This window comes from Paraburkholderia sartisoli (assembly GCF_900107685.1).
GTDB classification, from domain to species: Bacteria; Pseudomonadota; Gammaproteobacteria; order Burkholderiales; family Burkholderiaceae; genus Paraburkholderia; species Paraburkholderia sartisoli.
This window is the reverse complement of record NZ_FNRQ01000003.1, coordinates 173297-188496: the sequence shown is the minus strand read 5'-3', so window position 1 is coordinate 188496 and position 15200 is coordinate 173297. Positions and strand designations below refer to the sequence as shown.

Sequence of the window (15200 nt, the reverse complement as noted above, 5' to 3'; positions counted from 1 at the left end):
GTCACCCGGCTACGGGGCGTGTGCGATTGCTTCGTAAAATACGGAGACAAAAAAAGGGCAGCGAATGCTGCCCTTTCTGCATCGACCGGCTCGTGAACACGCCGGGATCGAAGCCGTATTACGTGGTCGCCTTGCCCGTGGCACGCGCGCCGAACTTCTTGTTGAACTTCTCGACGCGGCCGGCCGTGTCCATGATCTTTTGCTGGCCGGTGTAGAACGGATGCGATTCCGACGACACTTCGATCTTGGCGAGCGGGTACGTCTTGCCTTCGAATTCGGCCGTTTCGCGCGTCTGGATGGTCGAGCGGGTCACAAACTTGAAGTCGATCGACATGTCGACGAACAGGACTTCGCGGTAATCGGGGTGAATGCCTTCTTTCATGGTCTTTCCTTTAATCTGGCGGTAGCCAACCCGCGTGCCGTTGCGAACCGACGCAGCGGACTTCGGCGCGAGCCACTTGCCTAAGGTCGAAAAACGGCGATTATGCCAGAAAATCAGTCGCTTGACGAATTTCCTGGGCTATTTCGCGGGAACAGGGCTGGTTTCCGGCAATAACGCGCCCACACGAGCCGGATCCTGCCGGTAAAAGCGGGCCAGAAGGCGATAAAGCTCGGGATATTCGGCTTCGAACGCCCGCGGCTGCACGAAGAGCGCCTCGCTGCACACGGCAAAAAACTCCGACGGATGATCGGCCGCGTACGGGTCGATCAGCGAATCGCGCTCGAAGCGCGCCCAGCGCCGCTCGGATATGCCGTCGACCTTCGCGCAGAACTGGTCGTAGGCTGTGTCGAACACGTCGGCCCATGCGGTGGCGTCGAGCGGCGCGTGCCAGCGGCGAAAAAGCGGCGGGTGGCCGTCGGCTTCGCCCGTCAGCATGTCGATCTTGTGCGCGAACTCGTGAATGACGACGTTGTAGGCATCCGTGCCGTCGGTCATCTGCGCGTCTTCCCACGACAGCACGACCGGGCCGCCTTCCCACGCCTCGCCGCTTGCGTCCTGCTCGATTTCATGGACCACGCCGTCTTCGTCTTCCACCGTTTTGCGGATCACGAACTCGCCGGGGTAGACGATCACGCCCACCCAGCCGCGATAAAGATCGAGGCTCAGGTTCAGCACCGGCAGCGACGCCTGCGCCGCGATGGCGACCGTCATCGCGTCCGTCAGTTCGAGTTCGTGCGCGGTCGAAAACGACTTTTGCGCGATGAAAAGGCTCGTCAGCTCGCGCAGGCGCACAAGATCGGCGGCTTCGAGGTGCGCCAGAAAGGGCAGGCCCGCGAGCGTGGATTCCCATAGCGCATCGGGGATCGCGTGCGTGCGCAGCGCGCGGTCGCGGCGGCGGGAGTCGAACCAGTGGGTGAGTTTCGAGAGCATGGGTCAGTCGATCTGTTTTTGCCACGCGGCGAAGATTCCGCCGCAGACGGCCACGCCGATCAGAAAATAGAAGCCGTCCAGCGACGCAAGGAAACTCGCCTGCTGCTCCAGCATCCGGCTCACCTGAACTACCGCCAGCGCATGCGCTTCGCTGATTGAACGTCCAGCGGCGGCGAAACCGCTCGTCAACGTCGCGATCGTGCTCTGGAACACTGGATTGTACGGATTCGCGAATTCGGCGAGGCGCGACTGATGCAATGCCCGCCGGTGCTGCTCGACGATGATGACCGACGCCGTCGCAAATGAAATCGTCAACTGGCGCACGACGTTCTTCAGCCGGTAGCCGTGCGTGAACTCTTCGATCGCGAAGATCCTGAACGTCAGGTTGGCCACCGGCAGAACGATGAAAAGCAGCAGCAGGCCGCGCAGCAGCAGCGGACCGATCAGCGCGCGCTGGTCGACGTCAGGCGGCATATGCGCCATCCACGCCGCGACCAGCGCGGCAATGGCGAAGCCCGGCACGATGATCCACTTCTTGCGCGGCAGCAGCTTTGCGTAGCGCAGGTAGACGAAGAGCGCTGTCGACGAGATCAGCGAGGTGACGCCGACGAGCCGCCCCGCATTTTCCACGGGATAACCGAGCCCCTGTTCGAGAAAGCGCGACACCAGGTAACTGAAGCCGGTGGATTCGTAGTAATAGAACATGTACAGCACGAGGCCGACCTGGAAGGTCTTTTCGCGCAACGCATTGAGCCGCATCAGCGGCGACGGATGATGCCACTGCTGGTACGCAAACCACGCGAGCCCGACGATACCCGCGACTGTCAGCATGATCAGACCCGGCGACGCGCTGAAGAGCTGGTAGCGCACCTGCTGCATGACGATCTGCAGCGCGCCCTGTGCGAGGGCGAAGATGATGTACGGCCAGAAGTGCGATGCGCCGCGTTCTTCCGGCAGGAGGTTGCCCGAGTCCGGCAACGCGAGCAGCGCGAGGCCGGCGAACAGGACACCTGCCGGCGCGCTGCACATGAAGAGCGCGCGCCAGTCGAAATGCGCGACGAGCTGCCCGCCGGCGAGCGGCGCAAGCGCGCTGCCGAGCACGATCAGGATGAGAAAGGCGCGCGTCGCGCCGGCCCGCTGCTGTGGCGTGAAACTGATCTGGATCAGGATGCGGCAGGTGCCCATCATCGGACCGATGAAGTAACCCTGGAAGCCGCGCGCGAACGCCAGCTGGAACGATGTTTCGCACAACGCCGCGGCGACTGCGCCCGCCGAAAACAGCAGCATGCAGCCGGCCACGTAGCGCCTGTAGCCAAAGCGCTCGACCCACCATTGCTGTTGCAGGATGCCGAGCACGGCCGCGACCGCGTACGCACTCGACGACCACACGAGCTCATCCGGCGACGCGTTGATCCCGCCCGCGATATAGCTCGCGAAGAACGAGAAGATCGCGTTGTCGAAATAGTCGAGACCGGTGACGAGCGCCAGCACCCACGGAAAGAAATCGCCGCGCAGCTTCGTGGCGCCGAAAAGCGGCACGCGTGAGGAGGCCGCGCTCATGCGGCGTCGTCTCCGGGAGGGGCTTTCTTGCTGAGCCTCACCGCCGCGCCCGACGACGCCTGCGCTTTCTTTTTCAGGCCGGCCGCGTTGCGTTGCGCGAGGAGTGCATCGGCGCTTTCGCCGGCAAGCCGGCGTTGCACGTAATCGAGGTCGTCGCCGAGTTCGGCTTTGAGGTTTTGCACTTCCTTCAGCTCACGGCGCGCCGAATCGATGCGCGCATTGAGCGCGTCGACCCGTTGCGCGAGCGCGTCGCGGATTTCCAGCAGGGATTGCGTGGAGTAGCGGTTGCGTCCGCCTTCGACGGTTTCTAGCGGACGCTTGAGCATCTCCGTGATGCCCTGTAGCGAGAATCCCAGCGCCCGGAAACGCAGGATGCGGGCGAAACGTTCGAGATCGTCGTCGTCATAGAGACGATAGCGGCCTTCGCTGCGGGTTGGCGTGACGAGTCCACGCTCTTCGTAGTATTTGAGCGTGCGCGGGGTGACGTTCAGGCGTTTCGCCGCATCGCGAACGGTCAGCAGGTTGGGGCTTTCTTCACTCGGCATGGCGGCGCGGGGACGTTCGGAGTCTGCGTCGCATTATAGTTCAACGTACACGTATACGTACAGGTTGCAACCCGGCGCGATCCGCGGACGAAAAAAAACCGCCCGCGAATGAACGCGGACGGTTTTCTGATGCCTGCTGCGGAACGCTAAACTCAGCTGCCGCGACGCATCATGTCGAAGAACTCGGAGTTGCTCTTCGTCTGGCGAATCTTGTCGAGCAGGAATTCCATCGATTCGACTTCGTCCATGTCGTGGATGAACTTGCGCAGCACCCAGATCTTCTGCAGCACTTCGGGCTTGATCAGCAGCTCTTCGCGGCGCGTGCCCGACTTGTTCAGGTTGATCGAAGGGTACACGCGCTTTTCAGCAAGACGGCGCTCAAGGTGTACTTCCATGTTGCCGGTGCCCTTGAATTCTTCGTAGATCACGTCGTCCATGCGGCTGCCGGTTTCGATCAGCGCCGTGCCGATGATGGTGAGCGAGCCACCTTCCTCGATATTACGGGCCGCGCCGAAGAAACGCTTCGGACGTTGCAGCGCGTTGGCGTCGACACCGCCGGTGAGCACCTTGCCCGAGGCCGGCACAACCGTGTTGTACGCACGCGCGAGACGCGTGATCGAGTCGAGCAGAATCACGACGTCGTTCTTCATTTCGACGAGGCGCTTGGCCTTTTCGATCACCATTTCGGCGACCTGCACGTGGCGCGCGGCCGGTTCGTCGAACGTGGAGGCGATCACTTCGCCGGCTACCGAACGCTGCATTTCGGTCACTTCTTCCGGACGTTCGTCGATCAGCAGCACGAACAGCACGATATCCGGATGGTTCTGTTTGATCGCGTGCGCGATGTGCTGCAGCATCACGGTCTTGCCCGACTTCGGCGAGGCGACGAGCAGGCCGCGCTGGCCCTTGCCGATCGGCGAGATCATGTCGATGATGCGGCCCGTGACGTTTTCCTCGCCGCGCATTTCGCGCTCGAGCAGCATCACCTTGTTCGGGTGAAGCGGCGTCAGGTTTTCAAACATGATCTTGTGCTTCGAGGCTTCGGGCGGCTGGCCGTTGACCTTGTCGACCTTCACCAGCGCGAAATAGCGCTCGCCGTCTTTCGGCGTGCGGACTTCGCCTTCGATCGTGTCGCCGGTGTGCAGGTTGAAGCGGCGGATCTGCGACGGACTGATATAGATATCGTCCGTGCTCGCGAGATACGACGTTTCCGGTGAGCGGAGGAAGCCGAAACCGTCCGGCAGCACTTCGAGCGTGCCGTCGCCGAAGATCGTGTCGCCTGCCTTGGCGCGCTTTTTAAGAATGGCGAACATCAGTTCCTGCTTGCGCAGGCGATTGGCACTTTCGATCTCGAGGCCATTGGCCATCTCGATCAATTCGGACACGTGCTGAGTCTTAAGCTCGGATAAATGCATACGGAGAACCCGCCGGGGAGGAGAAGGTGCGACGAAATGGAATCTGGGAGGAGAAGTGAGCGGAACCGCTCAGGGACTTACACGTCTTTTCGACGTTTAATTGATTCTAGCATAGCACATGCCGGATTCCGCCTGTGCAGCGGAAAAGCCTGTTCACGGGGCGCGTTGTTGTCCGGTGACAACAACGCGCCCCGGGCGCATCACAAGACCGGCTTAAAGATTGCCGTCGAGGAACGCGGTGAGTTGCGACTTCGACAGCGCGCCGACCTTCTGGGCAGCAACCGCGCCGTTCTTGAAGAGGATCAGCGTGGGGATGCCGCGCACGCCGAACTTGACCGGCGTGGATTGATGCTCGTCGACATTGATCTTGGCGATCTGCAGGCGATCCGCGTAGTCCTTCGCGACTTCGTCGAGGATCGGCGCGATCATCTTGCACGGTCCGCACCATTCGGCCCAGAAGTCGAGCAGCACGGGTTTGTCGGATTTGACGACGTCCTGTTCGAACGATGCGTCGCTGATATGCTTGATTTGTTCGCTCATTGTATGAATACCTCTATCGGATCGCGGTCGCCCTGATGGCTCGCCACGATACATCAAACCAGGAAAACTTCTGTTCGCCTCGCCGCATTCATCGCCTGGCGGGACACCCTTCGGCACTACCCGATGGACGCGCCGCAGACCGTGACGTTACGGGTCATTCGTACGCCAGTTTAGCCTAAATCGCTATGCGTTGCCGGTGGTGATAGTAGTGATGCCGGCAGGGCAATATGCCGATCCCTGGCGTTTCGTAACGTCTGTTCCACATCGGTCTGTGCATTTGCACGGTGTGCTGCTTCAGTGCTTATCTGGTGACGCGCGCAAGTAAATACAAGAGCGATGAACGCACGGCGGCAGGGCGCTGTGTGCTGATCGTCGCGCGTTTCGCCGCCATCAGGAGTCGCGTTATGCGGCGACCGGTGATAGAATGCTTCGTGACGGGCCTCCTCGCATGGAGGGATGGTCAACCTGGTCAGGTCGGGAACGAAGCAGCCACAGCCGTTTTCCGCCAGTGCCGAGGGTCGGGCTCGTCACCTTCCTCCTTTCCGCAGTTCGCGTTTTTCCTCTCTGCTGGTTCTGTCTGCTCCCGCGTTTTCGCTTCCACGTTTTGCGTTCCGGTCGACTGCCGTCCCTGGTTTTCTGCTATCGATTCGTTAGCAAAATACAATGAAGCGGCAGCCTGTCGTCGGGTCGTTCCGATTCGTCTTTGCGCATCATCGTTGCTGATACAATTTCCGGATGACCTATCAAGTTCTCGCACGCAAGTGGCGGCCGAAGGATTTCGCGTCGCTCGTCGGACAGGAGCACGTGGTGCGCGCGCTCACGCACGCGCTCGACGGCGGGCGTCTGCATCACGCCTATCTGTTTACCGGAACCCGGGGCGTCGGCAAGACGACGCTGTCGCGGATTTTCGCCAAGGCGCTCAACTGCGAGACCGGCGTGACCGCGACGCCGTGCGGCGTGTGCCGCGCGTGCCGCGAGATCGATGAAGGCCGTTTTGTCGATTATGTCGAGATGGACGCGGCGAGCAATCGCGGCGTCGACGAGATGGCGGCGCTGCTCGAGCGCGCGGTCTACGCGCCGGTCGACGCGCGCTTCAAGGTCTACATGATCGACGAAGTACACATGCTCACGAACCACGCCTTCAACGCGATGTTGAAGACGCTGGAGGAGCCGCCTTCGCACGTCAAGTTCATCCTCGCGACGACCGATCCGCAGAAGATTCCCGTGACGGTGCTCTCGCGCTGTCTGCAGTTCAATCTGAAGCAGATGCCTTCGGGGCACATCGTCTCGCATCTCGAACGGATTCTCGGCGAGGAAAAAATCCCGTCCGAGCCGCAGGCGCTGCGTCTGCTCGCGCGCGCGGCCGACGGTTCGATGCGCGATGCGCTTTCATTGACCGATCAGGCGATCGCCTATTCGGCTAACCAGGTCACCGAGGAAGCCGTGCGCGGCATGCTCGGCGCGCTCGACCAGAGCTATCTGATTCGCCTGCTCGACGCACTCGCCGCGGGCGACGGCGCGGGTGTGCTGGCGGTCGCCGACGAAATGGCGCTGCGCAGCCTGTCGTTTTCGACGGCGCTGCAGGATCTCGCGAGTCTGCTGCACCGGGTCGGCTGGGCGCAATTCGCGCCTTCGTCCGTGCTGGACGAATGGCCGGAAGCGGGCGATATCCGCCGGTTCGCCGAGATGTTGAGCCCGGAGCAGGTTCAGCTTTTCTATCAGATCGCGACCGTGGGGCGCGGCGAACTCGGTCTCGCGCCCGACGAATACGCCGGTTTCACGATGACGCTCCTGCGGATGCTCGCGTTCGAACTGGCGCCGAATGGCGGCGGTGGTGGTGGCGTCGCGCCCGCTACGCGACCGGCTGGAGCCGGTGCAGCGGCGGCTTCGCGGACGGCCGCGCCCATGGCGACTGCCCGGCAAGGTGTCGCGGCGAATGACGTGAGGACGGCAGCGGACGCGGTGGCGCCCGCAGGTCGTGAGCCGGCGAGTGCCCAGTCTGATAGCGGTGCGCGACCGGCGTCGGTTGTGGCTGCGGATGTTGCGACCGGCGACGTGCAAGACAAGGTCGATGCGGTCGTTACTGTGAAGGCGAATGTGGCGCCGGTTGCGGCCGACGCTGTCGCCAGAAGCGTCGCCCTTGAGCCGGTTGCGAACGAAGCGCCAGCCAATGTCGCATCACCGGAACCAGTCGCGCACGAAGACGCACACGCTGTCGAGGCCTCTGCTTCGGCGAATCCTGCCGTGCGGGCCGACGAAGACACTCGCGCGCCGGCCGACAGCGAACCTGTGATTCGTGCGCCAGAACAAACAGCCGTTGCGGCCACGCCCGCGCCCGTTTCCAGCGTGACGCCGAACGAAACCGCAGCGGCCTCGCTGCAGCAACAGGAATCCGCGGCCGCGCCGCGCCGCGCCGGCGGCGCGAGCGCGGCGCTCGACGTGCTGCGCAGCGCGGGCCTGAAAGTATCGTCCGACCGTGGCCGTGCCGCCGCACCGGCCGCAGCAGCGCCTGCGCCGAAAGCCGCCACGCCGAAGCCGGCGCCGCGCGTCAACGTCCCGGTCCCGGCGCCCGCCGCGCCGCGCCGCGCGCAGGACGCCGCGCCCACGCGCGAGCCGGCCGCCCAGCCGCAAGCGCGTAACAACGGCAATCAGGGTGGCTCGTCCGTCCCGCCGTGGGACGACATGCCGCCAGACGACTACATGCCGATGTCGTCGGACGATGCGTTTTTCGCGCCGCCCGATGACGGCTACATGCCCGTCTTCGACAGCGGTCCCGACGACGTGCGTCTTGCGCCCGCTGCAAAAGAACCCGCGCCCGTCGTCGACACGCGTCCGCTGCCGCCCGCCGTTCCGCTCGACGCCATCGGCTTCGAGGGCGACTGGCCCGCGTTTGCCGTCGGCCTGCCGCTGAAGGGCATTTCGTATCAGCTGGCGTTCAACAGCGAACTGATGTCGCTCGACGGCACGACGCTCCGGTTGAACGTCCCGGTGCAGCAATACGCGGACGCAGCGCAGGTCGCGAAGCTGAAAGCGGCGCTCGCCGAACGCCTCGGCAAGACGGTCGACGTGCAGGTCGAAGTGGGCGCCGCGCGCCGCACGGCCGCCGCGCTCGATGCCGCGGCACGCGCGCAGCGCCAGCAGGACGCGGAACGTGAGATCCGGCAGGATCCGTTCGTGCAATCGCTGATCCGCGATTTCGGCGCGAGCATCGTGCCGGATTCGATCCGGCCGATCGCGCCGGACGCCGGGCAGGGCGCGGCCGGCAACGCATCCGCCTCGCATTGAACTGAACACACATCGAAAGGCGCGGTTGATACGAAGCGCCGCCGCCAGACCCCTGAATTTCAAACGATCAAGAAGGAGCATGCCATGATGAAAGGTCAACTCGCCGGGCTGATGAAGCAGGCCCAGCAGATGCAGGAAAACATGAAGAAGATGCAGGAGCAGCTCGCGCTGATCGAAGTCGAAGGACAGTCGGGCGCGGGCCTCGTCAAGGTGACGATGACCTGCAAGAACGACGTGCGCCGCGTGTCGATCGATCCGAGCCTCCTCGCCGACGACAAGGACATGCTCGAAGACCTCGTTGCCGCCGCGTTCAACGATGCCGTGCGCAAGGCCGAAGCCACCGCGCAGGAAAAGATGGGCGGCATGACGTCGGGCCTGCCGCTGCCGCCGGGATTCAAGCTGCCGTTCTGATCCGGCAGCGTCAGCTTCGCGGGTCAGGTAACGGGACGCACCAGTGAACCCGTGAACGACCTGAAGCACGACCCGCAGCACTTTCGCCTTGCTTTTTTGACGACGCCGATTTCGCATGAAACAACCTTCCGCCCTGTCGGCGCTCGTCGAAGCGCTGCGCGCGCTGCCCGGAGTCGGGCCCAAATCCGCGCAACGCATGGCGTATCACCTGATGCAGCACGATCGCGACGGCGCCGAAAAGCTCGGCCGCTCGCTGCTGTTCGCGACCGAACATCTCCAGCATTGCGAGAAGTGCAACACGTTCACCGAGGCGCGGATCTGCGACGTCTGTCTCGATGAGGAGCGCGATCCGGCGTTGCTGTGCGTCGTCGAAACGCCGGCTGACCAGATCATGCTCGAGCAGACGATGACCTACCGCGGTCTCTATTTCGTGCTGATGGGGCGGCTCAGTCCGCTCGACGGCATCGGCCCGAAGGAGATTCATTTCGACCGGCTGGTGAAGCGCGCGTCGGACGGCGTCGTCAAGGAAGTCGTGCTCGCAACCAATTTCACCAACGAAGGCGAGGCGACCGCGCATTACCTTGGCCAGACGCTGAAGGCGCGCGGACTTGCCGTGACGCGGCTCGCGCGTGGCGTGCCGGTCGGCGGCGAACTCGAATACGTGGACGCCGGCACCATCGCCCGCGCCATGCTGGACCGGCGTTCGATGTAACGCGGGCTCTCTTTGCACCGACACGAACACCGGCAGCGATTGCCTTTCGCAGACCCAGCCAGAAACGAAGGAGACACATGAGCGCAACCACAGGCCCGCTCGCGGGCGTCAAGGTGCTCGAACTCGGCACGCTGATCGCAGGTCCGTTCGCGGCGCGGTTCATGGGCGAGTTCGGCGCGGACGTCATCAAGATCGAAGACCCGAACGGCGGCGATCCGCTGCGCAAGTGGCGCAAGCTCTATCCGGAAGTGGGCGGCACGTCGCTGTGGTGGGCGGTGCAGGCGCGCAACAAGAAGTCGGTGACGATCAACCTGAAGGCCGAAGAGGGCAAGGAAATCGTCCGCCGTCTCGCGAAGGAAGCCGATATCGTCATCGAGAATTTCCGCCCCGGGCTGCTCGAAAAGCTCGGGCTCGGTTACGACGTGCTGTCCGCGGAAAATCCCGGTCTCGTGATGGTGCGGCTCTCCGGTTATGGCCAGACGGGCCCGTATCGCGACCGTCCGGGCTTCGGTGCGATCGCCGAATCGATGGGCGGCCTGCGCCACATCACCGGTTATCCGGACCTGCCGCCGCCGCGCATCGGCATTTCGATCGGTGACTCGATCGCCGCGCTGCACGGCGTGATCGGCGCGCTGATGGCGCTGCATCACAAGCAGGTGAATGGCGGCAAGGGGCAGGTCGTCGACGTCGCGCTGTACGAAGCCGTCTTCAACATGATGGAAAGCGTCGTGCCGGAATACGGCGTGTACGGCATGGTGCGCGAGCGCACCGGCGCGTCGCTGCCGGGCATCGTGCCGTCGAACACGTATCCGTGCCGCGACGGCAGCATCGTGATCGGCGGCAACAGCGATCCGATTTTCAAGCGCCTGATGATCGCGATCGACCGCGAGGACCTCGCGAACGATCCGGGCCTCGCGCAGAACGACGGCCGCGTGCCGCGCACGCTCGAGATCGACGCGGCGATCGCCACGTGGCTCGCCACCCGCACGATCGACGAGGCGCTTGCCGTATTGAACGCGGCTGACGTGCCGGTTGGGCGCATCTACAGCGTCGCCGACATGTTCACCGATCCGCAGTATCTCGCCCGCCAGATGATCCAGCGCTTCAAGTGGCAGGACAACGTCGAGATCACGTTGCCGGGCGTCACGCCGAAGCTCTCGGACACGCCAGGGGAAACGCGCTGGCTCGGCCCGGAACTGGGTGAACATACCGATGAAGTCCTCCATTCACTAGGTTATGATGCAGGCGACATTGCCCGGCTGCACGCGGAGCGGATCGTTTGAGGTGACGTCCACGCAGGGCGCGTGAGGCGGCAGAAACACGAGACACAGCAAGACTCGCGATAACCCGGCACACGGGGCCGGGTACAACAAAAACACGACTGGAACGGAGACACCGGGATGCAACGCAGAACATTCCTGAGCGGCTCGGCCGCACTCGCTGGCGCCGCGCTCGCCGGCACGCCGCTCGCCTTCGGGCAGGGCAAGCTGGAGACGACGAAGGTATCGATCGCCGTCGGCGGCAAGAACCTGTTCTATTACCTGCCGCTCACGATCGCCGAGCGTCGCAACTTCTTCAAGGACGAAGGGCTCGACGTCGAAATCTCCGATTTCGCGGGCGGCTCGCAGGCGTTGAAGGCCGCGGTCGGCGGCAGCGCGGACGTCGTGTCCGGCGCGTTCGAACACACGCTGCTGTTGCAGGCGAGAAGCCAGATGTTCCGCGAATTCGTGCTGCAGGGGCGCGCGCCACAGATCGTGCTCGCCGTGTCGAAGAAGGCGATGCCGAACTACAGGACGATCGCCGATCTGAAGGGCAAGAAAATCGGGGTCACGGCGCCGGGTTCGTCGACGTCGATCATGGCGAGCTTCGTGCTCGCGAAAGCCGGGCTCACCGCAAAGGACGTCGCGTTCATCGGTGTGGGTGCGGGCGCGGGCGCGATCTCGGCGCTGCAATCCGGCCAGATCGACGCGATCGCCAATCTCGATCCGGTGATGACGAAGCTCGAACGCGCGGGCGACATCCGCGTGGTGTCGGACACGCGCACGCTCGCCGACACGCGCACGGTGTTCGGCGGCAACATGCCGGCGGGCTGCCTGTACGCGTCGCAAAGCTTCATCACGAAGAATCCGGGTACGACACAGGCGCTGACCAACGCAATGGTGCGCGCGCTCAAATGGCTGCAGACGGCCACCGGCAGCGAGCTGATCAACACCGTGCCGGAGGGCTATCTGCTCGGCGACCGCGCGCTCTATCTCGACGCATGGCAGCACGTGAAGGAAGCGATGTCGCCGGACGGCCTGATGCCGGCCGACGGTCCCGCGACATCGCTGAAAACGCTCCAGACGTTCGATGACACGATCAAGGGCAAGCCGATCGACCTGTCGAAGACGTGGACGAACGACTTCGTCAAGAAAGCGCTCGCCACCGTCAAGGCCTGAACGCCATCTCACGCTGTTTCGCGCATGACGGGCCGGTGGTTCATCACGGCCCGTCATGCTAACGAACCCCAACGCATCCGAAGAAGCGAATCGAACGATGACCGTTCCTGCACTGGCGCTCGACAACATCACCTGCACGTTCGCGTCGCGCGATGACCGCACGCAACGCTACACGGCCGTCAAGGACACGACGCTGCACATCGCGCCCGGCGAATTCGTGTCGGTCGTGGGTCCGACGGGCTGCGGCAAGTCGACGTTGCTGAACGTCGGCGCGGGGCTGCTGGAACCGTCTTCGGGCGGCGTGACGGCATTCGGCGAGCCGCTGAAGGGCATCAACCGGCGCGCGGGCTACATGTTCCAGGCCGACGCATTGATGCCGTGGCGCTCGGCGCTCGACAACGTGATGGCCGGCCTCACGTTCCACAACGTGCCGCGCGCCGAAGCCCGCAGGCGCGCCGACGAATGGTTAAAGCGCGTGGGCCTCGGCGGTTTCGGCGACCGGTATCCGCATCAGCTGTCGGGCGGCATGCGCAAGCGCGTCGCGCTGGCGCAGACGCTGATTCTCGACCCTGACATCATCCTGATGGACGAACCGTTTTCCGCGCTCGATATCCAGACGCGCCAGCTGATGGAAAACGAGCTGCTCGACCTGTGGGCCGCGAAACGCAAGGCCGTGCTCTTCATCACGCACGATCTCGACGAAGCGATCGCGATGTCGGACCGTGTCGTCGTGCTGTCGGCGGGGCCGGGCACGCGTCCGATCGGCGAATTCACGATCGATCTGCCGCGTCCGCGCGACGTCGCGGAAATCCGCTCGCATCCGCGTTTCGTCGAACTCCACGCACAGATCTGGAGCGTGCTGCGCGACGAGGTGCTCAAGGGCTACCAGCAGCAACTGACGGCCGCCTGAGCGCGGCTTTCCACCGACGACCAACAAGGTAACGAAAGACATGTGGAAGCGTGTGCTCCCGAATCGCGCCAACCTGGTGATCTGGCAGTGGCTGCTGCTCGTGCTGAGCTTTCTGCTGTGGTATGCGCTCACCAGCCCGACGCTCCTGCCGCCGTTCTATTTCGACGACCCGAACAAGGCCGCGTTCTTCTTCGGCGAACCGCAGAAGGTGCTCGTGCGCATCTGGGAGTGGTTTTCTGGCGGGGAGATCTATCTGCATCTGTGGGTCACGCTGATCGAAACCGTGCTCGCGTTCGCGTTCGGCACGGTCTTCGGTCTTGGCGTCGGCTTGTGGCTCGCGCTTTCGCCGCTGACGAGCGCGTTGTTCGATCCCTACGTCAAGGCCGCGAACTCGATGCCGCGCGTGATTCTCGCGCCGATTTTCGGCGTGTGGTTCGGGCTCGGCATCTGGTCGAAGGTCGCGCTTGGCGTGACGCTCGTGTTCTTCATCGTGTTCTTCAACGTCTATCAGGGCGTGAAGGAAGTCAGCCCCGTCGTGCTCGCCAACGCCCGCATGCTCGGCGCGAACCGCAAGCAGCTGTTGCGCAACGTGTATCTTCCCAGCGCGATGAGCTGGGTGTTTTCGAGCCTGCATACATCGGTGGGGCTCGCGTTCGTCGGCTCGGTGGTCGGCGAATATCTGGGCTCGGCGCGTGGCGTCGGTTATCTGATCCTGCAGGCCGAAGGCACGTTCGATATCAACACGGTGTTCGCGGGCATCCTCGTACTGACCGCGTTCGCGCTGATTCTGGATGGCATCGTCGGCGTGGCGGAGCGCCGTCTGATGAAGTGGCAGCCAAAGAGCGGCGAAACCGAGAAGCTGTAAAGGACGACCCGGTAAAAAAGCAGGTCCGCAAACGAAAACAGCGCGCGATGTGTGGATCGCGCGCTGTTTTTTTGGGGGCTTTGTTGTCGCGAGGAAAACGTAGCGCTTCAGGGCGTAATGACGATCTTGCCGATCACGCGTCGTTCCGCCATGTCGCGCAGCGCGCGTGGCGTATCCTCGAGCGCGTAGCGCGCCGAGATGTGCGGACGCAGCTTGCCCGCCTTCATCCAGCCGACCATCTCCTCGAAGGCCGCGACGTTGTTCTGTGGCTCGCGCCGCGCGTAATCGCCCCAGAACACGCCGACGATGCTCGCGCCCTTCAGCAGCGTCAGGTTCAGCGGCAGCTTCGGAATTTCGCCGTTCGCGAAGCCAACCACCAGATAACGGCCGCGCCAGCCGATGCTGCGAAACGCCGGTTCCGCGTAGATGCCGCCAACCGGGTCGTAGATCACGTCGGGACCCTTGCCGTCGGTGAGCGCCTTGATCCGCTCGCGCAGATCCTCGCGGCTGTAGTTGATCGTCGCGTCCGCGCCGTGTTCGACGCAGATCGCGAGTTTTTCGTCGGTCGATGCGGCCGCGATCACGCGTGCGCCGAGCGCCTTGCCGATCTCGACCGCGGCGAGGCCCACACCACCCGCGGCGCCCAGCACGAGCATCGTCTCGCCGGCTTTCAGTTGCGCGCGATCGACGACCGCATGGTGCGAGGTGCCATACGCCAGCGTGAACGCGGCGGCGACGGCGAAATCGGCGTCGTCGGGAAGCGGCACGCAGGCGGAGGCGGGCGCCACGGCCTGTCCGGCGAACGCGCCCGAACCCGTGAACGCGACCACCCGCTGGCCCACCCTGAAATCGCGTACGCCATCGCCGAGCGCACGCACGACGCCCGCGGCTTCCGAGCCCGGCGTGAACGGCAGGGGCGGCTTCATCTGATACTTGTTCTCGATGATCAGCACGTCCGGGAAATTGACGCTCGCCGCCTTGACGTCGATGACCACTTCGCCGGCCTTCGGTTCGAGGTCGGGAAGCGTTTCGACGGTCAGGCTTTCCGGCGGACCATACTGATTACAGCGAATTGCGCGCATCGTGTCTTCCTTCGCGTTGTTGACCGGGTTGAACGATCGAGTGTAAATCAACCCGCACGAGCGTG

14 protein-coding genes and 1 other RNA gene are annotated in these 15200 nt (G+C 63.8%); 8 read left to right on the top strand and 7 right to left on the bottom strand.

The window, feature by feature from the left end; all coding sequences use genetic code 11:
- Positions 1-118 precede the first annotated feature (118 nt).
- The 6 genes from BLV45_RS12145 to trxA form a co-directional block, all read right to left on the bottom strand.
- Complete coding sequence (locus BLV45_RS12145) at positions 119-382, bottom strand: type B 50S ribosomal protein L31 (RefSeq protein WP_090533217.1); 264 nt, start codon at positions 380-382, stop codon at positions 119-121.
- A 138-nt stretch (positions 383-520) separates the two neighbouring features.
- The gene (locus BLV45_RS12140) at positions 521-1372 is read right to left on the bottom strand and encodes a M90 family metallopeptidase (protein WP_090533215.1); all 852 of its coding nucleotides are present in this window, start codon (positions 1370-1372) and stop codon (positions 521-523) included.
- A 3-nt stretch (positions 1373-1375) separates the two neighbouring features.
- A complete protein-coding gene (locus BLV45_RS12135; RefSeq protein ID WP_090533213.1) occupies positions 1376-2932 on the bottom strand; it encodes an MFS transporter in 1557 nt (518 codons plus the stop codon).
- On the bottom strand, positions 2929-3477 hold the full coding sequence (locus BLV45_RS12130) for a MerR family transcriptional regulator (protein WP_090533211.1): 549 nt from the start codon (positions 3475-3477) through the stop codon (positions 2929-2931). Before BLV45_RS12130 ends, BLV45_RS12135 begins: the two co-directional genes overlap by 4 nt.
- Before the next feature lie 152 nt (positions 3478-3629).
- Positions 3630-4892 (bottom strand): transcription termination factor Rho, encoded by a 1263-nt coding sequence (rho, locus tag BLV45_RS12125; RefSeq protein WP_090533209.1) that lies wholly within the window; start codon positions 4890-4892, stop codon positions 3630-3632.
- Between the two features lie 213 nt (positions 4893-5105).
- Positions 5106-5432, bottom strand: coding sequence for a thioredoxin TrxA (gene trxA, locus BLV45_RS12120; protein ID WP_006048864.1), 327 nt, complete (start codon positions 5430-5432; stop codon positions 5106-5108).
- Positions 5433-5865: 433 nt separating this feature from the next.
- Between trxA and ffs the strand changes: the two genes are divergently transcribed.
- The 8 genes from ffs to BLV45_RS12080 all read left to right on the top strand — a co-directional run bounded on the left by ffs (position 5866) and on the right by BLV45_RS12080 (position 14053).
- An RNA gene (ffs, locus tag BLV45_RS12115) (signal recognition particle sRNA small type) lies at positions 5866-5964 on the top strand.
- Between the two features lie 203 nt (positions 5965-6167).
- On the top strand, positions 6168-8717 hold the full coding sequence (locus BLV45_RS12110) for a DNA polymerase III subunit gamma/tau (protein WP_090533206.1): 2550 nt from the start codon (positions 6168-6170) through the stop codon (positions 8715-8717).
- An 84-nt stretch (positions 8718-8801) separates the two neighbouring features.
- The gene (locus tag BLV45_RS12105; protein WP_007182071.1) at positions 8802-9128 is read left to right on the top strand and encodes a YbaB/EbfC family nucleoid-associated protein; all 327 of its coding nucleotides are present in this window, start codon (positions 8802-8804) and stop codon (positions 9126-9128) included.
- A 115-nt stretch (positions 9129-9243) separates the two neighbouring features.
- Positions 9244-9840: a recombination mediator RecR gene (gene recR / locus BLV45_RS12100; RefSeq protein WP_090533204.1), complete on the top strand. Its 597-nt coding sequence runs from the start codon at positions 9244-9246 to the stop codon at positions 9838-9840.
- A gap of 77 nt (positions 9841-9917) precedes the next feature.
- A complete protein-coding gene (locus tag BLV45_RS12095; protein ID WP_090533202.1) occupies positions 9918-11123 on the top strand; it encodes a CaiB/BaiF CoA transferase family protein in 1206 nt (401 codons plus the stop codon).
- Between the two features lie 117 nt (positions 11124-11240).
- The gene (locus BLV45_RS12090) at positions 11241-12278 is read left to right on the top strand and encodes an ABC transporter substrate-binding protein (RefSeq protein WP_090533200.1); all 1038 of its coding nucleotides are present in this window, start codon (positions 11241-11243) and stop codon (positions 12276-12278) included.
- A gap of 97 nt (positions 12279-12375) precedes the next feature.
- Positions 12376-13188: an ABC transporter ATP-binding protein gene (locus tag BLV45_RS12085; protein ID WP_090533198.1), complete on the top strand. Its 813-nt coding sequence runs from the start codon at positions 12376-12378 to the stop codon at positions 13186-13188.
- 40 nt (positions 13189-13228) lie between these two features.
- Complete coding sequence (locus BLV45_RS12080) at positions 13229-14053, top strand: ABC transporter permease (RefSeq protein ID WP_090533196.1); 825 nt, start codon at positions 13229-13231, stop codon at positions 14051-14053.
- Between the two features lie 107 nt (positions 14054-14160).
- Here the strand turns inward: BLV45_RS12080 and BLV45_RS12075 are convergent, their stop codons facing one another.
- Entirely contained in the window at positions 14161-15135 is a 975-nt protein-coding gene (locus BLV45_RS12075) for an NADPH:quinone oxidoreductase family protein (protein WP_090533859.1), read from the bottom strand.
- Positions 15136-15200: the final 65 nt, after the last annotated feature.